The organism is Tardiphaga sp. 619_E2_N8_4 (assembly GCF_051810905.1).
Taxonomy (GTDB): Bacteria; Pseudomonadota; Alphaproteobacteria; order Rhizobiales; family Xanthobacteraceae; genus Tardiphaga; species Tardiphaga robiniae.
Window position 1 is genome coordinate 1,437,948 of record NZ_JBPWQJ010000001.1, and the last position, 18,424, is coordinate 1,456,371.

The 18,424-nt window shown below is 61.6% G+C and carries 16 protein-coding genes and 1 tRNA gene; 14 read left to right on the forward strand and 3 right to left on the reverse strand.

Annotation, left to right across the window (positions count from 1 at the left end):
• Window positions 1–134: 134 nt before the first annotated feature.
• From AB8A23_RS06865 to AB8A23_RS06925, 13 genes are all read left to right on the forward strand, one after another.
• Window positions 135–1,754: an ABC transporter substrate-binding protein gene (locus tag AB8A23_RS06865; RefSeq protein ID WP_439060075.1), complete on the forward strand. Its 1,620-nt coding sequence runs from the start codon at window positions 135–137 to the stop codon at window positions 1,752–1,754.
• A gap of 6 nt (window positions 1,755–1,760) precedes the next feature.
• Window positions 1,761–2,774 carry an ABC transporter permease gene (locus AB8A23_RS06870; RefSeq protein ID WP_439060074.1) on the forward strand — a complete coding sequence of 338 codons (1,014 nt, stop codon included), beginning with the start codon at window positions 1,761–1,763 and terminating at the stop codon, window positions 2,772–2,774.
• 10 nt (window positions 2,775–2,784) lie between these two features.
• The gene (locus AB8A23_RS06875; protein ID WP_439060073.1) at window positions 2,785–3,705 is read left to right on the forward strand and encodes an ABC transporter permease; all 921 of its coding nucleotides are present in this window, start codon (window positions 2,785–2,787) and stop codon (window positions 3,703–3,705) included.
• 10 nt (window positions 3,706–3,715) lie between these two features.
• Window positions 3,716–5,530 (forward strand): dipeptide ABC transporter ATP-binding protein, encoded by a 1,815-nt coding sequence (locus AB8A23_RS06880; RefSeq protein ID WP_439060072.1) that lies wholly within the window; start codon window positions 3,716–3,718, stop codon window positions 5,528–5,530.
• Window positions 5,531–5,550: 20 nt separating this feature from the next.
• Entirely contained in the window at window positions 5,551–5,730 is a 180-nt protein-coding gene (locus AB8A23_RS06885) for a DUF4089 domain-containing protein (protein ID WP_439060071.1), read from the forward strand.
• The gene (locus tag AB8A23_RS06890; RefSeq protein WP_439060070.1) at window positions 5,720–7,135 is read left to right on the forward strand and encodes an AtzE family amidohydrolase; all 1,416 of its coding nucleotides are present in this window, start codon (window positions 5,720–5,722) and stop codon (window positions 7,133–7,135) included. Before AB8A23_RS06885 ends, AB8A23_RS06890 begins: the two co-directional genes overlap by 11 nt.
• A gap of 1 nt (window position 7,136) precedes the next feature.
• Window positions 7,137–7,535 carry an oxalurate catabolism protein HpxZ gene (hpxZ, locus tag AB8A23_RS06895; RefSeq protein ID WP_120287485.1) on the forward strand — a complete coding sequence of 133 codons (399 nt, stop codon included), beginning with the start codon at window positions 7,137–7,139 and terminating at the stop codon, window positions 7,533–7,535.
• Between the two features lie 11 nt (window positions 7,536–7,546).
• The gene (locus tag AB8A23_RS06900; protein WP_439060559.1) at window positions 7,547–8,272 is read left to right on the forward strand and encodes a GntR family transcriptional regulator; all 726 of its coding nucleotides are present in this window, start codon (window positions 7,547–7,549) and stop codon (window positions 8,270–8,272) included.
• Window positions 8,273–8,485: 213 nt separating this feature from the next.
• Window positions 8,486–9,940, forward strand: a complete 1,455-nt coding sequence (locus AB8A23_RS06905; protein ID WP_439060558.1) for an MFS transporter — start codon at window positions 8,486–8,488, stop codon at window positions 9,938–9,940.
• A 10-nt stretch (window positions 9,941–9,950) separates the two neighbouring features.
• Window positions 9,951–10,766 (forward strand): trehalose-phosphatase, encoded by an 816-nt coding sequence (gene otsB / locus AB8A23_RS06910; protein ID WP_315844268.1) that lies wholly within the window; start codon window positions 9,951–9,953, stop codon window positions 10,764–10,766.
• Window positions 10,767–10,923: 157 nt separating this feature from the next.
• Window positions 10,924–12,396, forward strand: a complete 1,473-nt coding sequence (locus AB8A23_RS06915; protein ID WP_439060069.1) for a trehalose-6-phosphate synthase — start codon at window positions 10,924–10,926, stop codon at window positions 12,394–12,396.
• Window positions 12,397–12,608: 212 nt separating this feature from the next.
• Window positions 12,609–12,698 (forward strand) — tRNA-Ser (locus tag AB8A23_RS06920).
• 275 nt (window positions 12,699–12,973) lie between these two features.
• Window positions 12,974–13,915 (forward strand): DUF2778 domain-containing protein, encoded by a 942-nt coding sequence (locus AB8A23_RS06925; protein WP_246297916.1) that lies wholly within the window; start codon window positions 12,974–12,976, stop codon window positions 13,913–13,915.
• A 290-nt stretch (window positions 13,916–14,205) separates the two neighbouring features.
• On the opposite strand, the gene AB8A23_RS06930 is transcribed toward AB8A23_RS06925, so the two are convergent.
• From AB8A23_RS06930 to AB8A23_RS06940, 3 genes are all read right to left on the reverse strand, one after another.
• The gene (locus tag AB8A23_RS06930) at window positions 14,206–15,432 is read right to left on the reverse strand and encodes an alpha/beta fold hydrolase (protein WP_439060068.1); all 1,227 of its coding nucleotides are present in this window, start codon (window positions 15,430–15,432) and stop codon (window positions 14,206–14,208) included.
• 12 nt (window positions 15,433–15,444) lie between these two features.
• Window positions 15,445–16,335 (reverse strand): NAD(P)-binding domain-containing protein, encoded by an 891-nt coding sequence (locus AB8A23_RS06935; RefSeq protein WP_175369155.1) that lies wholly within the window; start codon window positions 16,333–16,335, stop codon window positions 15,445–15,447.
• 61 nt (window positions 16,336–16,396) lie between these two features.
• The gene (locus AB8A23_RS06940; RefSeq protein WP_093757600.1) at window positions 16,397–17,080 is read right to left on the reverse strand and encodes a GntR family transcriptional regulator; all 684 of its coding nucleotides are present in this window, start codon (window positions 17,078–17,080) and stop codon (window positions 16,397–16,399) included.
• Window positions 17,081–17,194: 114 nt separating this feature from the next.
• Between AB8A23_RS06940 and AB8A23_RS06945 the strand changes: the two genes are divergently transcribed.
• Window positions 17,195–18,418 (forward strand): ABC transporter substrate-binding protein, encoded by a 1,224-nt coding sequence (locus AB8A23_RS06945; RefSeq protein WP_175369154.1) that lies wholly within the window; start codon window positions 17,195–17,197, stop codon window positions 18,416–18,418.
• Window positions 18,419–18,424 lie beyond the last annotated feature (6 nt).

An 18,424-nucleotide genomic window follows, 5' to 3' on the forward strand; every position in this document is an offset into this window, starting at 1 on the left:
ACCGTCGGAGGCGTTGCAGAAATGCAAGGTTTATCAGATGCCTAGGCGCGCATTAGGGGTTCGTTAAGCTCTGGCACGAAGTTTGCGATGTCTGTTCCCAAGCCGATCCACTCGCGCCCTTGGGGAGAGCAAGAATGAAGCGTCGTGATTTTCTGAAAACCGCCACAGGCGCCGCGGCCGGCGCCATGGTCTCCGGCCCGGCAATCTTTTCGTCCGCCAAGGCAGACGCCCGATCCGAAACCCTGCTGATCGTCTCCGAAAGCGGTCCCAACAATCTCGACATTCATGGCGTCGGCACCAATGTGCCCGGCTATGAAGTGTCCTGGAATTGCTACGACCGCCTGATCGGCCACGAGATGAAGGCCGGCCCCGGCGGCGTGCCCTATTACGACCGCGACAAGTTCAAGCCCGAACTCGCCGAGGACATGACCATTGGCGACATGTCGGCGACCTTCAAGCTGCGCAAGAACGCCAAGTTTCACGACGGCACGCCGGTGACGGCAAAGGACGTCAAGTGGTCGCTGGATCGTTCGGTCAGCGTCGGCGGTTTTCCGACCTTCCAGATGAGTGCCGGCTCGCTGAAAAAGCCCGAGCAGTTCGTGATCGTCGACGATCATACCGTGCGCGTCGATTTCGCCACCAAGGATCGCCTGACGATTCCGGATCTCGCTGTTATCGTCCCCTGCGTGATCAATTCCGAGCTGGTGAAGAAGAACGCCACCGAGAAGGATCCGTGGGGTCTCGAATATACCAAGATGCAGACCGCAGGCGGCGGTGCCTACAAGGTGACCAAGTGGACCGCGGGCACCGAAGTCATCCTCGAGCGCAATGATGATTGGGTCTCCGGCCCGATGCCGAAGATCAAGCGCGTGATCTGGCGCATGGTGCCGCAGGCCGGCAACCGGCGCGCGCTGCTCGAGCGCGGCGATGCCGATATGTCCTATGAACTGCCCTACAAGGATTTCCAGGAGATCAAGGCCAACGGCAAGCTCGACGTGGTGTCGCTGCCGTTCAGCAACGGCATCCAGTATATCGGCATGAATGTCACCAAGCCGCCCTTCGACAATCCGAAGGTGCGCCAGGCCGTGGCCTATGCGCTGCCCTATCAGAAGATCGTCGATGCCGTGCTGTTCGGTCTCGCCAATCCGATGTACGGCGCATCAGCCGACAAGCCCACCGAAGTCGCATGGCCGCAGCCGCATAAATACAATACCGACATGGCGAAGGCGAAGGCTCTGCTGGCCGAGGCCGGCTATCCCAATGGCTTCGAGACCACGATCTCATTCGATCTCGGCTTCGCTGTCGTCAATGAGCCACTCTGTGTGCTGGTGCAGGAAAGCCTCGGCCAGATCGGCATCAAGACGACCATCAACAAGATCCCCGGCGCCAACTGGCGCACCGAGCTGAACAAGAAGGAGATGCCGCTCTACACCAACGTGTTCTCCGGCTGGCTCGATTACCCCGAATACTTCTTCTATTGGTGCTATCACGGCGACAATTCGGTGTTTAACACCATGAGCTACAAGTCGCCCGAGATGGACAAGCTCATCAACGGTGCGCGCACCGCCGCCGCAACCGGCGACAAGGCCGCCTATGATGCCGATGTGAAGGGCTTCGTCGATCTCGCTTTCACTGATGTGCCGCGGATCCCGCTGTATCAGCCCTATGTCAACGTGGCGATGCAGAAGAACATCTCCGGCTACCAATACTGGTTCCATCGTCGGCTCGATTATCGCGCGCTCGTGAAGGCGTGATGTGTCATGCTCAGCCTGATCGGCAAACGACTGATGTTCGCGATCCCGAGCTTGATCGGGGTCGTCATCGTCACATTCCTGCTGACGCGCGCGCTGCCAGGCGATCCCGCGGCCTATTTCGCAGGGCCGTCGGCGGACAAACAGGCGATCGAGGAAATTCGCAGGAAGCTCGGTCTCGACAAGCCGCTGATCGAGCAGTTCTTCCGCTACACCGCGGATCTGGCCAAGGGCGATTTCGGCAACTCGCTGACCACCGGCCAGCCGGTGGCGACTGAAATTCGCAATCGCCTGCCGGCCTCGGCCGAGTTGACGCTGCTGGGTCTGCTGGTCTCGGTCATGATCGCCATTCCGCTCGGCATTCTCGCCGCCACCCGGCCGGGCTCGTGGATCGATCATCTCTGCCGGGTGACGACGACGGCCGGCGTATCGCTGCCGGTGTTCTTCACCGGCTTGGTACTGGTCTATGTCTTCTATTTCAGGCTGGGCTGGTCGCCGGCTCCGCTCGGACGTCTCGACGTGTTCGCGTCGACGCCGCCCAACGTGACCGGCTTCTATCTGATCGACAGTCTCATCGCTCGTGACTGGGAAGCCTTCAGGTCCGCCTTCAACCAGTTGATCCTGCCGACGGCAACTTTGGCGATCTTCTCGCTGGCGCCGATCGCGCGCATGACCCGCGCCTCGATGCTGGCGATCCTGTCGTCCGACTTCGTCCGCACGGCGCGCGCCAGCGGTCTGTCGCCACGCGCCGTGATCGTTACTTACGCTTTCCGCAATGCGATGCTGCCGGTCATCACCACCTTGTCGATGACGTTCTCGTTCCTGCTCGGTGCCAACGTGCTGGTCGAGAAGGTGTTCGCCTGGCCGGGCATCGGCTCCTACGCGGTCGAAGCTCTGATCTCGTCGGATTTCGCGCCGGTGCAGGGCTTCGTGCTGACCATGGCGGTCATGTATGTGCTGATCAATCTGATCATCGACATTCTCTACGGCGTGATCGATCCACGCGTGCGGCTGGAAGGGTGAGGGGGAAACCATGAACGCTGTCACGCCTGTCGATTCCGAAGCCGTTCCCGCGTCGCAGCCTGCGCCCGCAAAGCGTACCTCCGGCTTTGCCGCGACGCTGTCACACACCCGTTACATCCTCGGTGAAAACCGCGTCACGGCGTTTGCATTCGGCCTGCTGGTGCTGATCGTGTTCGCAGCGCTGTTCGGTCCTTACATCGTACCTTACGATCCGCTCGCCAGCGACACGGCGCAGGCGTTGAAGGCGCCATCTGCGGCGCACTGGTTCGGCACCGATCAGCTCGGGCGCGACATTTTCAGCCGCGTCATCGTCGCGACCCGGCTCGATTTCGTCATCGCCATTGCCTCGGTCATCCTGGTGTTCGCCATGGGCGGCCTCGCCGGCATCGCCTCGGGCTATTTCGGCGGCTGGACCGATCGCATCGTCGGCCGCATTGCCGATACGATCATGGCCTTTCCGCTGTTCGTGCTGGCCATGGGTATCGTCGCTGCGCTGGGCAACACCGTGCAGAACATCATCATCGCCACCGCCATCGTGAACTTCCCGCTTTATGCGCGTGTCGCTCGCGCCGAAGCCAATGTCCGCCGCGAGGCCGGCTTTGTGCAGGCGGCCCGGTTGTCGGGCAATAGCGAGATGCGCATCCTGCTGGTGCATATCCTGCCGAACATCATGCCGATCATGATCGTGCAGATGTCGCTGACCATGGGCTATGCGATCCTCAATGCCGCGGGCCTCTCCTTCATCGGTCTCGGCGTTCGCCCACCGACCGCGGAATGGGGCATCATGGTCGCCGAAGGCGCGTCCTTCATGGTGTCGGGCGAATGGTGGATCGCACTGTTTCCCGGCCTCGCGCTGATGATCGCGGTGTTCTGCTTCAACCTGCTGGGCGACGGTCTGCGCGACATCGTTGATCCGCAGCGACGCACCTGAGGGCCCGGACATGACCGCTCAACCGCTTCTCGACGTCAGTGACCTCACTGTCGAATTCGCCACGCGGCGCGGCATCGTCAAGGCCGTGCAGCACGTCAATATTTCTGTGGCCAAGGGCGAGACGCTGGGCATCGTCGGCGAGTCAGGCTCGGGCAAATCCGTCACGTCCTATGCGGTGATGCGCATTCTCGACCGCGCCGGCAAGATCGCTGAAGGTTCGGTGATGTTCTCCGGCGTCGATATCAAAGGCGCAACCGAGAACCAGATGCGCGACCTACGCGGCCGCGAAATCTCGATGATCTTCCAGAATCCGCGCGCGGCGCTCAATCCGATCCGCAAGGTCGGAGACCAGATCGAGGACGTGTTGCGGCAACATGCGCAGGCCGGTAGTGCAGACCGCGCGGAGAAAGCCATCGAGGCGCTGGAGCAGGTCAAGATCGCGCGCCCGCGCGAGCGCTATCACGCCTATCCGTTCGAACTTTCGGGGGGCATGTGCCAGCGCGTGGTGATCGCATTGGCGCTGGCCTGCAATCCACAGCTCCTGATCGCTGACGAGCCGACCACCGGCCTCGACGTCACGACGCAGAAGGCGGTAATGGATCTGGTCGTCGAGCTCACCAAGAGCCGCGGCATGTCGACGATCCTGATCACCCATGATCTCGGCCTGGCGGCTGCCTATTGCGACCGTGTCGTGGTGATGGAAAGGGGCAGGGTGGTCGAGACGGCGCTGTCGGCCGATATCTTCGCCAATCCGAAACACGCCTATACGAAGAAATTGATGCAGGCGACGCCCCGGCTTGGCGTCTCGCTGCGCGATCTGCTGCCGGCCGAAGAACGCGCGGCAATGCCGGTGCAGGCTCTTCTTACCTCTCCCCGCCTGCGGGGAGAGGTCGACGCGCGCAGCGCGTTGGGTGAGGGGGAGCCGGCGAGTGAATCTCTGACTCCCCCTCACCCCGACCCTCTCCCCGCAAGCGGGGAGAGGGAGCAGAGGCCCCTTCTCACCGTCGAAAATCTGGTCAAGGAATATGCCCGCCAGGGCGCAACCGCCTCTCTGGCAAAACTGTTCTCGCGCAAGCCGCCGACCGAGCCGGACAAGTTTCGTGCTGTCGATGGCATCAGCTTTACGGTTGGCCACGGCGAGAGCGTCGGTCTTGTCGGCGAATCCGGTTGCGGCAAGTCCACGACGTCGATGATGGTGATGCGGCTGATCGACAAGACCTCGGGGCGCATCTCCTTCGATGGCGACGAGATCGGCGAGATGGCGCCGAATTCCTTTGCGCGGTTGCCGCTGCGCAAGAGCATCCAGATGGTGTTTCAGGATCCCACGGACAGCCTGAATCCTCGTTTCACGGCGGCGCGGGCCATCGCCGATCCGATCATGCAGCTCGGCGATATCAAGGGCTCCGATGCATTGCGTGCAAAATGCGAAGACCTCGCGCGACAGGTGGGGCTGCCGCTCGAATTGCTCGATCGCTTTCCGCATCAGATGTCCGGCGGCCAGAAGGCGCGCGTCGGCATTGCGCGGGCCATCGCGCTGCAGCCGAAGTTGATCATCCTGGACGAGCCGACCGCCGCGCTCGACGTCTCCGTGCAGGCGGTGGTGCTGAACCTGCTGCAGGACCTGAAACAGTCGATGGGAATGAGCTATTTGTTCGTGTCGCACGATTTGAATGTGGTGCGTTTGCTGTGCGATCGTGTCATCGTGATGCGCACCGGGCGGATCGTCGAGCAGGGCCTGACAGAGACTGTGCTGGATGCACCGCAGGATAACTACACGAAGGAACTGCTGTCGGCGATCCCGCATCCGCCGCTGCCGGTTCATTGAGACAGATCGAGAGAGGGACCGTGGCCGAACCGCTTGATGACTATATCGACGCCGTCGCCGGGGCGTTGGCGCTGCCGATCGAAGACGCGTGGAAGCCGTCCGTCCGTGCCAATCTCGCGGTGACGCTGAAAATGGCTAAAATGGTCGACGAGTTTTCGCTGCCAGATGAAACCGAGCCGGCGAGCATCTATGCAGCTTGATCCCGTTATCACCCCCGAAGGCGATTGGCGCCCGGCCTCCGACATCGCCCAGGCGGTTGCCGCGAAGAAAATCTCGGCGCTCGCTGTCACCGAAGCTGCGCTGGCGCGGATCGCGCAGCACAATCCGCTCCTGAACGCATTCACCGATGTCACTGCCGAGCGCGCACGTGCAACGGCCAAGGCGCTTGATGCCGCGATTGCCGCCGGTCAAAGCGTCGGCCCGCTGGCAGGCGTGCCGTTTGCGGTGAAGAACCTGTTCGATGTCACCGGCCTGCCGACCCGCGCCGGTTCCAGGATCAATCGCGATCGTTCGACCTCGACCCGCGATGCGACACTGGTCGAACGCATGGAAGCCGCGGGTGCCATATTGGTCGGCGCGCTCAATATGGGCGAATATGCCTATGATTTTACGGGCGAGAATATTCATGACGGGCCGTCGCGGAATCCGCATGACGTGACCCGGATGACCGGCGGCTCATCGGGCGGTTCCGGCGGCGCCGTCGGCGGCAGTCTCGTGCCGCTTGCCTTGGGGTCGGACACCAACGGATCGATCCGCGTGCCGTCGTCGTTTTGCGGTATCTTCGGCCTGAAGCCGACTTACGGCCGGCTGTCGCGGGCGCGCTCGTTTCCGTTTGTCGCGAGCTTCGATCATCTCGGCCCGTTCGCACGATCGGTCGAGGACCTCGCGCTGTCCTACGACGCCATGCAGGGACCCGATGCCGAGGATGCCGCGTGTTCAACCCGCGCCATCGAGCCGGTGACGGCGCTGATTGGACAGGATATCGGCGGCCTCCGTATCGCTGCAGCCGGCGGATACTTCCGCAAGAACCTGTTTTCCGAGGCCCAGGAAGCCGTTGCGCGTGTCACCAAGGCGCTCGGTGTCACGCGCGACATCGAGCTGCCCGAGGTCGCCCGCGCGCGTTCGGCGGCCTATGTCATCTCGACCGTTGAAGGCGCCTCGCTGCATCTGGATCGCTTGCGCGCGCGTCCCAATGATTTCGATCCGGCAGTGCGTGGCCGCTTGCTGGCCGGCGCCATGGTGCCGGCGCCGCTGGTCGATCGGGCGCAGAAATTCCGTCGCTGGTACCGCGCGAAGGTGCTCGAACTGTTCAAGGACGTCGATGTGATCATCGCGCCGGCGACGCCTTGCATCGCGCCCAAATTGGGGCAGGCGACTTTCGTGCTCGACGGCGTCGAACTGCCCGTGCGCGCCAATATCGGCATCCATACCCAGCCGATTTCGTTCATCGGTCTGCCCGTGGTCGCCGTCCCCGTGCCGCTCGATCCGATGCCGATCGGTGTGCAGATCATTGCGGCGCCGTGGCGGGAAGACATCGCGCTGCGCGTCGCTTATGCTTTGGAGCGGGCCGGCGTCGTTGCCGCGCCCCGCGCAAAAGGGTTCTGACATGGAAATCGATCTGCCGGACGTCATCGCCGAAGTGGGCGCCGCCTTCGCACGTTATGAGAAGGCACTGACGACCAACGATACGGCGGTGCTTGGCGAATTGTTTCGCAACGATCCGCGGACGCTGCGCTATGGGATGGGTGAAAACCTCTACGGTTATGACGAGATCCAGGCATTTCGCGGTGCACGCTCGCCGGTCGGATTGATGCGCCGCACTGCGCGCACGGTGATTTCCGCCTATGGCCGCGACACTGCGGTCGCCTCGACGCTATTTTATCGCGACACGGCTCCGGGTAAGGTCGGTCGACAGATGCAGACGTGGATCCGCTTTCCGGAAGGCTGGCGAATCGTGGCGGCGTCTGTCAGCCTGATCGACGAACCGCAGGGCGCCAAGGGATGAGTTTCGACGACATGCTGATCCAGCCGGGGAAGCCGCGCCGCAAGGCGGGCATCGCCGGGCCGGTCAGCCGGGTTGACCGTGCCGGGACTATCACCGGCAAGATGACGCGCGCCGAAGAACTCCGCCTGCAACTGGCCGACGAGATCGTGCGCGGCGTGCTGCCCCCCGGTACCTCACTCGACGAAACCGATCTGGCACAGCGTTTCAATGTTTCGCGCACGCCCGTTCGTGAAGCGTTGCGTCAGCTCACGGCCAGCGGCCTTGTCGACTCGCGCGCGCATCGCGGTGCCGTCGTGGCGCAGCCGTCGATCGATCGTCTCACCGGCATGTTCGAGGCGATGGCCGAGCTCGAAGCGATATGTGCGAGTCTCGCCGCCGAACGGATGCCGGCCGTGCAACGTCACGGATTGGAGGCCATTCACGAAGAGCTGCGGGTGCTGAGCTACGACGGCAATCCGGATCGCTTCCACGAAGTGAACGAGCGTTTTCACAACGCGATCTATGCGGGCTCGCAGAACGAATATATCGCCGAGATCACGCTTGCGACCCGGGTGCGGGTGCAGCCGTTCCGGCGAGCCCAGTTCCGCAATCTCGGTCGTCTCGCGAAATCGCAGGCCGAGCATGACCGCGTCGTCGTCGCCATCATGCGCGGCGATCGCAATGGCGCCGCGGCGGCGATGCGTGCCCATATCGAACTGGTACGCGGCGAATACGAGCATTACGCCGTTTCGCTCTAGGTCCCACTTCCCCGCATAAAATGGGAACCAACGCGCTCTTCGTGGGTTGTTTCACGGAGAATGTAACCCTCTGGCGCTGAATCACCCGTCACCGCAAGGTTTCGGGCTTTTCGCGTTGATGTCGATTTCCGCTTGTCCGTGGGGTAGCGAGCAAATGCTCAGGAGCAAGGCGGCATGGCTAATCTGAGCAGCGCGGATATCGCGGCTTCGCCGATGCCGAGCCAGACGTCAGCTTCTGACTCGGATCGTATCATCGAAACCGATATTCCCGCGCGCCTGGATGCGCTGCGCTGGAGTGGCTTTCACACACGGGTTGTCCTGGCGCTCGGTATCACATGGATACTCGATGGCCTTGAGGTGACCCTGGCGGGGGCGCTATCCGGCGCGCTGAAGGAAGATCCTGCGTTGAAGTTTTCGAACCTCGATGTCGGCTTTGCCAACAGCGCTTATCTTGCAGGCGCTGTGATCGGCGCGCTGGGCTTCGGCTGGCTGACGGACCGCATCGGCCGGAAGAAACTGTTCTTCATTACGCTCGCGCTTTATCTCACCGCGACTGCCGCGACAGCGTTGTCATGGAATCTTGCCAGCTATGCCGTGTTTCGATTCCTGACGGGTGCCGGCATTGGCGGGGAATATACCGCGATCAATTCGACGATTCAGGAGCTTGTCCCAGCGCGCTATCGCGGCTGGACCGATCTGGTGATCAACGGCAGCTTCTGGCTGGGAGCGGCTATGGGCGCCGTTTGTGCCATCGTCCTGCTGGACCCCGCAGTCATCTCACAATCCTATGGCTGGCGGCTGGCCTATTTCACCGGCGCCATTCTGGGTCTCATCGTACTGTTCATGCGGATGTGGATTCCGGAAAGCCCGCGCTGGCTGATGATCCACGGTCAGCCGCAGCGCGCAGAGGAGATCGTGGCTGAGATCGAAATCTCCGCGCACCAGAAGGCCAAGCCGTCGGTTCTGGCCGCGCTGCCGAAGATCAGGCTGACGATGCGCGATCATACGCCGCTGAAGGAAGTCGCGCAGACACTGTTCGTGCTGTATCGGCAACGGTCGCTGGTCGGACTCGTGCTGATGGCGTCGCAGGCGTTTTTCTACAACGCGATCTTCTTCACCTATGCGCTGGTACTGACGGATTTCTTCGGTATCCCGTCCAACCATGTCGGCTGGTATATCCTGCCGTTTGCCGCAGGCAATTTTCTCGGACCGCTGCTGCTCGGCCGGCTGTTCGATACGCTCGGGCGCCGCGTCATGATTGCGGTTACCTACGGGATGTCGGGCATCTTGCTTGCGATCTCCGGCTATCTGTTCTCGATCGATGTGTTGAGTGCACAGACCCAGACCATCGCCTGGATGATTATCTTCTTCTTTGCATCGCCGGCGGCGAGTGCGGCCTATCTCACCGTCAGCGAGACGTTCCCGATCGAGGTGCGTGCATTGGCGATCGCTGTCTTCTACGCGATCGGCACCGGGATCGGCGGCGTTGCCGGCCCGGCGCTGTTTAGCGTGCTGATCGATACCGGGTCGCGCAACAGCGTGTTTGCCGGCTACCTGTTTGGCGCTGTTCTGATGATCGTGGCTGCGATCGTCGGCTGGCGCTATGCCGTCGCGGCGGAACGCCAGCCGCTTGAATCAGTTGCACGGCCGCTGGCCGTCGTGGAGTAACTTCATGGACATGTCTCAGAAAATTATCGAAATCCCTGTCGACGATGCGCCGCATTCTGAAGAGGTGCTGTATCCGGGTGCGGAATTGCCGCGGCTTAGCGAATGTGCGCTGCTGCTCGATATCGACGGTACGCTGCTCGATCTGGCGCCGACGCCGCGTGAAGTGTGGGTGCCGCCGGATCTGGCGACGTCCATGGGCAAGCTGCTGCAGCGCACGAATGGCGCCATGGCGCTCGTTTCGGGCCGCTCGATCAACGATATCGATCTGATCTTTGCGCCGATGCAGTTTCCTGCCGTCGGCGGTCATGGCGCCGAAATGCGATTGTCAGGCGACAATGAATCGGTCGCGTCAGGCGCGCCGCCGATGGACAAGGAATTGAAGCGTCGCCTTGCTGCCATTGCAAAGTTGAGCCCGGGCATTCTGCTCGAGGACAAGGGCTATGCGCTCGCGCTGCACTACCGTCTCGCGCCGCATGCGGAGAAGGCGATCTATGATGCGGTCTCCGCGATCCGTGCCGATCTGCCGAATGCGCCGATCGAAGTGCTGCCCGGCAAGGCTGTCTGCGAGATCAAGCCCGCTGGTGTGACCAAGGCGACCGGCGTGATCGAATTGATGACGCATGAGCCGTTCAGCGGGCGCCGTCCGATTTTCATCGGCGATGATGTCACCGACGAATCTGTATTTGCGATCATGCCCGGCATGAATGGTCTCGCATTCTCCGTCGGTCGCCGTGCGCAAGGTGTGTCGGGTCACTTCGACGAGCCGCGCGATGTGCGCGCATGGCTCGCGCGCTTGCTGATCGACGATGCAGCGAAATCGAAGTGATTCACCTCATGTCATTGATACCGATGCAGATGGAACTCACTGAAAGGTGAGTTCCATCGTCGCGTGCCCGAATTTGGTTTCAATTGGGTCGAATGGTGACGAGGAACCATATTGATGAACGGACGTTTATCAATGTGTGCAATCAGGAGGGGACCCTGTGAATCTCGTCGTAGTCTCAAACCGAGTATCGCGCGCTTCGGCGAATGAGCCGATGACCGGCGGTCTGGCAGCAGCCTTGCTGCCCGTGGTGGAGAAATCTGGCGCGATTTGGGTGGGTTCCAGCGGCCGCGTGCGCGACGGCGCGCAAAAGGAACCGTTTGCCGAAATTGAGGCGCTTGGCGCCGGTGCGCTGGCAATGCTCGATCTGCCTGCCGCGCATTACGGTGGCTATTACGAAGGCTTCGCCAATTCGGCGCTTTGGCCTGCGCTGCATTCCCGTACCGACCTGATCTGCACGTCGCACGACGATTATGAGTCGTATCGCGAAGTGAATTCGTTCTTCGCGCGCGCGCTGCTGCGGTTCCGCAAGCCCGACACTGCGTTCTGGATTCAGGATTACCATTTCCTTGCGCTCGGCGCAGAATTGCGTGCGCTTGGCGTGAGGCATCCGCTCGGCTTTTTCCTACATACGCCGTGGCCGGCACGCGATATTTTTGGCGGCGTGCCGCATCATCGCGAACTGGTCGAGGCAATGCTCGCTTACGATCTGATCGGCTTCCAGACCGAAGATGATCGCGACAACTTCCTGTCTTATGTCGATGGCGAGCTCGGCCTGGACACGACGGGGGGTGTGGTGATGTCGCGTTACGGTGTGTCGCGCTGTGCGGTATTTCCGATCGGCATCGATCCCGCGAAGTTTGCTGCGCATGCTGCCAAGGCGGCGTCGCATCCCGATGTGTCGCGGCTGCGCCGCAGCCTGAACGGCGAGAAACTCGCCATCGGCGTCGATCGCGTCGATTACTCCAAGGGCCTCGTCAATCGTCTCGATGCATTCGATCGCATGCTGACGCGGCAGCCGCAGCTCAAGCGCTCGGTCTCGTTGTTGCAGATCGCGACGCTGTCGCGCGGCACGATCGAGGCCTATGGCGATCTGCAGAACCAGCTTGCGAAGCTGGTGAGCGATATTAACGGGCGTCACGGCGAAGTTGACTGGACGCCGATCCGCTATCTCAACAAGGGCTTCAGCCAGACCGTGCTCGCTGGCCTCTATCGCACCGCGCAGGTCGGCCTCGTTACGCCGCTGCATGACGGCATGAATCTGGTCGCCAAAGAATATGTCGCTGCGCAGAACCCGGTCGATCCCGGTGTGCTGGTGCTGTCGAAATATGCCGGCGCCGCCAACGAGCTCGATACGGCCCTGCTGGTCAATCCGCATGATGTGGACGGCATGGCGCGCACCATCGCGACCGCATTTTCGATGCCGTTACTGGAGCGCCGGATGCGCTGGGAAGCCATGATGGCGAAGCTGCGCGCCGGCACCATTCAGGACTGGTTCGCCGATTTCGTCGAGGCGCTTCAGCAAGCCCATGTCGCCAATGACAAGACGCCGGTGGAAACGCTGCCGGTTGAGCCGGCCGTACTCTGGCCGGTCCAATCGCTGGGCGCTGGGGTCGGTAGCCGGTTCCACTGAGCCGCGGCGCCGCCCAGGCGAAATGGGCAGGTCCCGCTGGCGCGGGGGCAGTGCCGACGCATCGCAAGCCGATTCGCCGCTCGCCAGGGCCAGCAGGCGGCGCCAAGGCTCCCCCGAATTCCCTATATCCTTCAATAATTTGAGAAAAACCGCCGGGCCGGGCCGGCGGTCCCTTGCAAATCTCGCTCCGGCCCGTCATGAGAAGGCGCGCCGGAGAGATGGCCGAGTGGCTTAAGGCGCACGCTTGGAAAGCGTGTGTGCGGGAAACCGTACCGTGGGTTCGAATCCCACTCTCTCCGCCAGCACCCCTCTTAACCATCTGATCCATTGCGAGCCGGCCGTCGTCCTTCCGCGTCCCGCGCGCGGTAACAGGATGACGCCTGCGTCGATGGCCAGGTTTTTAAGGAGCCTGTATCGGCAGGCTGGATTGGAAAAGGAATCTCTCGCTCTGGGAGACGGACCTTCCTGAATGGCGCAAAGTCTGGCAAGGCCAAAATGGCCTAATACGTCAGGCTCGTTGGCTTGATTTGAGCCTGAATCATTGGGTAGCCTTTTTGCGTCGTGTCCGGGGCATCAATTGCGTAGATCTCGAATTGTTATCGCTGCTGCGTCTGTCGGAGCCCTCGCTGCGGCCCTGACGTTATGCGCGTATGTTCGAGAGCCTCAAAATGTACTGAGCTTCTTTAAGGCCAAAAATCCAAGTAGTCCCCAGCTCGACGACGTCTCGTTCGTTCAGCGTTTTCCACAAGCGTTTGATTTTGAAGTGTCGGCTTCTAATGTCGAATTGGAAGTTCAGCGGGCTAAGTCGCAGCTCGCGCAAGCAATGCGATCGCAGCCAGTGCTTCCCGCCGACAGTTCGCTCGGAATCTCGGCGGTGAATGGAAAAGTGCCGCTACCGAGAGTCCGACCGTCAGCGGCCAATTTGATTGCTGTGTCTCTGCCCGATCAAGCGTCAACACCGTCTGATCCTTTGTCCAACGTGAGCGCAGCACTTAAAAAAGTCTTCGCGATGCTACAGCCGTCTGAAACTGTTTTGGCATCTGCGTCACCCGAGGGTGGAATCTCCGGTGACGGAAAGGACAGTGCACCTCCAACGTTGGCGGAAACGCGGACGGCACTTTACGACATTTCCGCGCGCACCGTTTACATGCCCGACGGAACGAGGCTCGAGGCTCACTCCGGACTTGGCGATCTGATGGACGATCCAGCGCAAGTCCATGTCCATGATCGAGGCGCGACGCCACCGCAGATATATGAACTGAGCAAGCGAGAGAAGCCGTTTCACGGCGTTGAAGCATTGAGAATGAAGCCGGTGGGTCAAGGTGATCTGTTTGGCCGCGCCGGATTGCTTACGCACAGCTACCTGATGGGACCAAAGGGAGATTCGAACGGTTGCGTATCGTTCAAGGACTACGCAACGTTCTTGCAGGCCTACAAGGCAGGCGCCGTGAAGAGATTGATCGTCGTACCGAGCCTGGCCGATCCGACCGTCATGGTGGCACAAAAAACGTCGATGTAGCCGTGTCTGTGAATACTCAGATATCGCGCCGGCTTAAGATTGATCTTCAGAACTAATTTTCGCCCAGATTTAGATTGGTAGTATGCCAACGCCGAATCGGGGGATTCGCATATGACACCCAGTGACTACGCGCGAATGGCGAAAAATTGCGCTGAGCGAGCTGACGCCTTGGAGCCCGGCCCGAAGAGAGACGAGTTGCTTAAGAAAGCACAGCAGTTTCGGTTTTACGCGAAGGTCGAAAATTGGGTGGCGTCACCGGGGCTGCAGCCGCCGGATTGATTTCCGCGAAGTCAAAGCGGCAAACTCCGCAGTGCCTGGAAGACGGGACGCAGATAGTCCAGCATTTTCGGCGGATTCTCTGTCATCGGAAAATGCCCGAGCTCCGGCATCTCTGTCACCACGGCGCCCTCGATCCATTCGGCGAGCGCGTAGGCATCGCTCACGGTGGCGGAGAAGTCGTAGTGACCGATCAGGAGATATACGGGGATCTTGTGGCCATCGATGAGCTTGGCGGTCTGCTCGCCGTCGAACTCGTCCGAATAGAAAGCCAGATCGCCGTCATAGATGCCCGGCGCACCCTGCGAATAGATCCAGGCAGCGCGTCGGCGATCCTCAGTGGGGCTGGACGGGCTCATCAATCCGCGCACATAGGCTGCCGAATGCCAGCCGCCATTGACGCGTGCATGCGTGAGATACTCGTTCCGACGGCCGCGTGGGCGCACAGGCGCTTCGAGCGCGATCACGGCTTTAACGAGATCAGGTCGCTCTGCGGCGAGCGCCATGGCGATGCCGGCGCCCATCGAGCAGCCCATCACCACAACGGGTTCACCGATCGCCTGTTCGATAAAGCTCGCGCACCAGTCCAGATAGGTCGGCTGATCGAGCTGATAGATGCTGCCATCCCAGCCGATGGGCGGCATCGAGCGGCCGTGATGCGGCATGTCGAAGCCGATCAGGCGCCAGTCGCGCCCGAGTTCGGGATCGCACATCACGCCGTGAAACTGCCGCGTATCCGCTCCGGCTGTGTGGAGGCACAGCACTGGCCTGCCGGTGCCCGTGGCCTCTGAATAGATTTCGGCAATCTGTCCGCCGGCGCTGTGCACGCGGTGATAGCGGCCCTCAAGGCGCGTGAGATCGACTTCGACCCCATGCGCGGCCGGCGTCGTCAGATTCGCGAATACGGCCTCGAGAAATGCGCGGGCCTGCGCAACAACCAGCGCATCGCCGGTCACGGTGAAGCTGGTGTTGCGCAGTTGGATCGATGAAAACGAATGATAGGTCGGCGGCGGGCAGGGCGCCAGCACCTTCAGCCATGCTGTGGCTGGTCCAGATAGCGCGATATCCGGCGCATTGCTGGGTATACTGACAACCGGCTGGTTGTTGCGACAAGCGATCGCGACGGCGGCCTCATCGATCCCAAACTGAATTTCAAGATCCAGTCCGCGCGCAAAAGACTGCACCTCCGGCGCGGCAATCGCGACCGCAAGTCGATTGCGAAGCTCGTCGATCAGGCCCATGCCCAACGTTACCTACTTCCTGGCAGTGAGATAGCGGCCAATCTCGACATGGTCGGCCGACGGTCCGAGTTTCTCCAGTGCAGCATCCCACAATGCAGCGACTTCGTCTGCCAGCGGCGCGCTGACGCCGATCTGGTGTGCGAGCTCGTCGGCGGTGCGGATATCTTTCGCCATCAAGGCCAGCCCAAATCCCGATGTGTATTTCTCGGGAATGATGAACTGCTTGAGCTTGTTTTCGGTCGAATTGTTGCGCCCGGTGGAGGCATTCAACACGTCGACGAGGACATTCGGATCGATGCCGAACTTTCCACCGATGGCAACGGCTTCGGCGGCAGCGGCGAGGCCTGCTGCCGAGACGTAGTTGTTCAATGCCTTGGCGGCGTGACCGGAGCCGAGCGGACCGGTGCGGAACACCGACTTGCCTATGGCATTCAGCATGGGATCGGCGCGATCGATGGTCTTGCCGTCGCCGCCGGCCATGATCGCCAGCGTGCCGTCGACGGCGCGTTTCACGCCGCCCGACACCGGTGCGTCGATGAAAGCAAGGCCTGCCGCGATCAGTTCTTCGCCGAGCGCGCGCGTGCCCATCGGAGCGGAGGAGCTCATATCGATCACCACCGTGCCCGGCGCGAGCTTCGCCTTGAAGCCTTCCACGGCCGCGCGCACGATCTTGCCATCTGGCAGCAGCGTGATGACCGCGGCTGCGTCCTTAACGGCTTCATCGACGGTCGCAGCTGACGTGCCGCCGGCTTCGGCATATTTGGCGCGGGCTTCTGCAAACGTATCGAAGCCAACCACCTGATAGCCTGCGCGCGCAATGCATGCGGCCATGGGGCGTCCCATATTGCCGAGGCCGATGACGGCGATCTTGGCGGGCGGATTGATGGCGGCTGAATTCGACACGGGCGTTCCTCTTCAAGTTCTTATTTTATGCGATATCTGGCGCGGCAGGTGATCGCGCTTGTCAGGGATTATCGCGCCGCAACGCTTCCAGCGCTATCGCGGCGGCATTCTTGATGTGCTGGACGCAAGCCTGCTCGGCGCCATCTTCGTCGCCGGCCTCGATCGCCACAAGGATGGTCTCGATTTCGGCAAGACTGCGGCCGATGCGATTGGACTGGGTCATCGATGTCATGCGCAGTACCGTGACGCGGTTCAGCAGCATCTTCAGAAAGCGTTCGACGAAAACATTGCCGCAGCCTTCGAGCAGCGCAGCATAGAATTCAGTCTTGGCGGCCAACAGGTCGCTGCGGTCTTCCTGACCGGCAACGGCGCCCATCTGGACGAACTGTTTGCGCAACCGTCCGATAATCTCCGGATCGCGCAGCCGCGCACATTCGCGGCCGGCATAACCCTCCAGCAGCGCACGCAGATCGTAGAGCTGTTCGGCTTCCTCGACGCTGATGGTGCTGACGATCGGGCCGCGATGCGGGATCGTGGTGACGAGGCCCTCTGCCTCTAGTTGCCGGAGCGCCTCGCGGATCGAGGTGCGGCCGACGCCGACCTGTTCGCACAGCTCACGCTCGATCAGCCGCTGGCCAGGCTTGAACAGCCCGCTACCGATTGCAGAGCGTAGTCGATTTTCAACCAGCAGTCGCAGGCTGGTCGATTCCCGCGAGACATTCAGGTCCGATTCGATCTTTGCCATGCGTCAAGTTGACCGCCTATCAGACAATCTGTCAAGCAGCTTGACCGCTCGTCTGTTTTATGTCGAATTGCCGACGAAGCCGCAAAGGCCGTTCTGCATTCGGAGAAAACGCCCATGTCCAAGACAACCTCCCATCGTGGTGGCCTGAGCCGACGTTCGCTGCTCGCCGGAACCGCGTCTCTGCTGGCCAGCCCGATGATTGTTTCGTCGGCACGCGCGCAGGCGAAGCCGGTCAATATCGGCGTGATCATGCCGCTGTCGGGCGCCAATGCGCAGTTCGGCATCAATTCGCGCAACGGCATCGAGCTGGTCGCCGATGAGATCAACGCAGCCGGCGGCATCAAGGCGCTCGGCGGTGCCAAGATCAATCTGATCGTGGCGGACGCGACCTCGACGCCGACCACCGCGGGCACCGTCGCGCAGCGCCTCATCACCCAGAACGAAGTGACCGCGATCCTCGGCGCATTCGCGTCATCGCTGACCATTGCGATTTCGGAAGTCACGGAGCGTCGCGACATTCCGCTGCTCACCATGTCCTTCGCCGACCAGATCACCGGTCGCGGCTTCAAGAACATCTTCCAGATCGTCGCCAAGGCATCTGCGCTCGGCAAGGCGCAGCTCGACTACACGCTGGCGATTGCGCAGGCATCCGGCGCCAAGATCGACAAGATCGCGATCATGTATGAAGACACTGCCTATGGCACTGCGCAGGCGGCCGGCCTTCGTGCCGCTGCCAAGGCAGCCAATATCGACATAGCGATGGACGATGCCTATCCGCTGGGGATCACCGACACCACGCCGTTGATCAACAAACTGCGTGCGTCCGGTGCCCAGGCCGTCTTCCCGGTGTCCTATCTCAACGACAGCCTGCTGCTGATCCGCACCATGCGCCAGCAGCGCATCACGATCCCGGCCATCGGTGGTGCTGCCGGTTATGTCATTCCGGATTTCGAGAAGGGCCTCGGCGAATTCGCCGAGAACGTGTTGTCGATCGCGCCTGCCAATTACGATCTCGCGCCGGATCTCACCGAGCGTTTCCGCAAGCGCTTTGGCTACTTCATGGTGCATGAGGCGTTGGAACACGCCGTCGCGCTCGACGTGCTGGTGCAGGCGATCGAGAAGGCGAAGTCGGCCAGGGCCGAGGATGTCACCATGGCGCTGCGCGGCGCGAAGTTCACCGGTGGCTGGACCAAGGCGATGACCGGCGGCGCCGTCGAATTCGACAGCACCGGCCTCAATACCCTGTCCGTTCCCGTCATGGCGCAATGGCGCAACAAGGAGCTCGTCACGGTCTGGCCGAAGGACGTCGCCAAGGGCACTGCGGTCTGGAAATCCTGACGAACT

Excerpts from the sequence above, each read along its gene's own strand:
- AB8A23_RS06865 (WP_439060075.1), top strand. The coding sequence starts at position 135 with ATGAAGCGTCGTGATTTTCTGAAAACCGCCACAGGCGCCGCGGCCGGC.
- AB8A23_RS06870 (WP_439060074.1), top strand. The coding sequence starts at position 1,761 with ATGCTCAGCCTGATCGGCAAACGACTGATGTTCGCGATCCCGAGCTTG.
- AB8A23_RS06875 (WP_439060073.1), top strand. The coding sequence starts at position 2,785 with ATGAACGCTGTCACGCCTGTCGATTCCGAAGCCGTTCCCGCGTCGCAG.
- AB8A23_RS06880 (WP_439060072.1), top strand. The coding sequence starts at position 3,716 with ATGACCGCTCAACCGCTTCTCGACGTCAGTGACCTCACTGTCGAATTC.
- AB8A23_RS06890 (WP_439060070.1), top strand. The coding sequence starts at position 5,720 with ATGCAGCTTGATCCCGTTATCACCCCCGAAGGCGATTGGCGCCCGGCC.
- hpxZ (WP_120287485.1), top strand. The coding sequence starts at position 7,137 with ATGGAAATCGATCTGCCGGACGTCATCGCCGAAGTGGGCGCCGCCTTC.
- AB8A23_RS06900 (WP_439060559.1), top strand. The coding sequence starts at position 7,547 with ATGCTGATCCAGCCGGGGAAGCCGCGCCGCAAGGCGGGCATCGCCGGG.
- AB8A23_RS06905 (WP_439060558.1), top strand. The coding sequence starts at position 8,486 with ATGCCGAGCCAGACGTCAGCTTCTGACTCGGATCGTATCATCGAAACC.
- otsB (WP_315844268.1), top strand. The coding sequence starts at position 9,951 with ATGTCTCAGAAAATTATCGAAATCCCTGTCGACGATGCGCCGCATTCT.
- AB8A23_RS06930 (WP_439060068.1), bottom strand. The coding sequence starts at position 15,432 with ATGGGCCTGATCGACGAGCTTCGCAATCGACTTGCGGTCGCGATTGCC.
- AB8A23_RS06940 (WP_093757600.1), bottom strand. The coding sequence starts at position 17,080 with ATGGCAAAGATCGAATCGGACCTGAATGTCTCGCGGGAATCGACCAGC.
- AB8A23_RS06945 (WP_175369154.1), top strand. The coding sequence starts at position 17,195 with ATGTCCAAGACAACCTCCCATCGTGGTGGCCTGAGCCGACGTTCGCTG.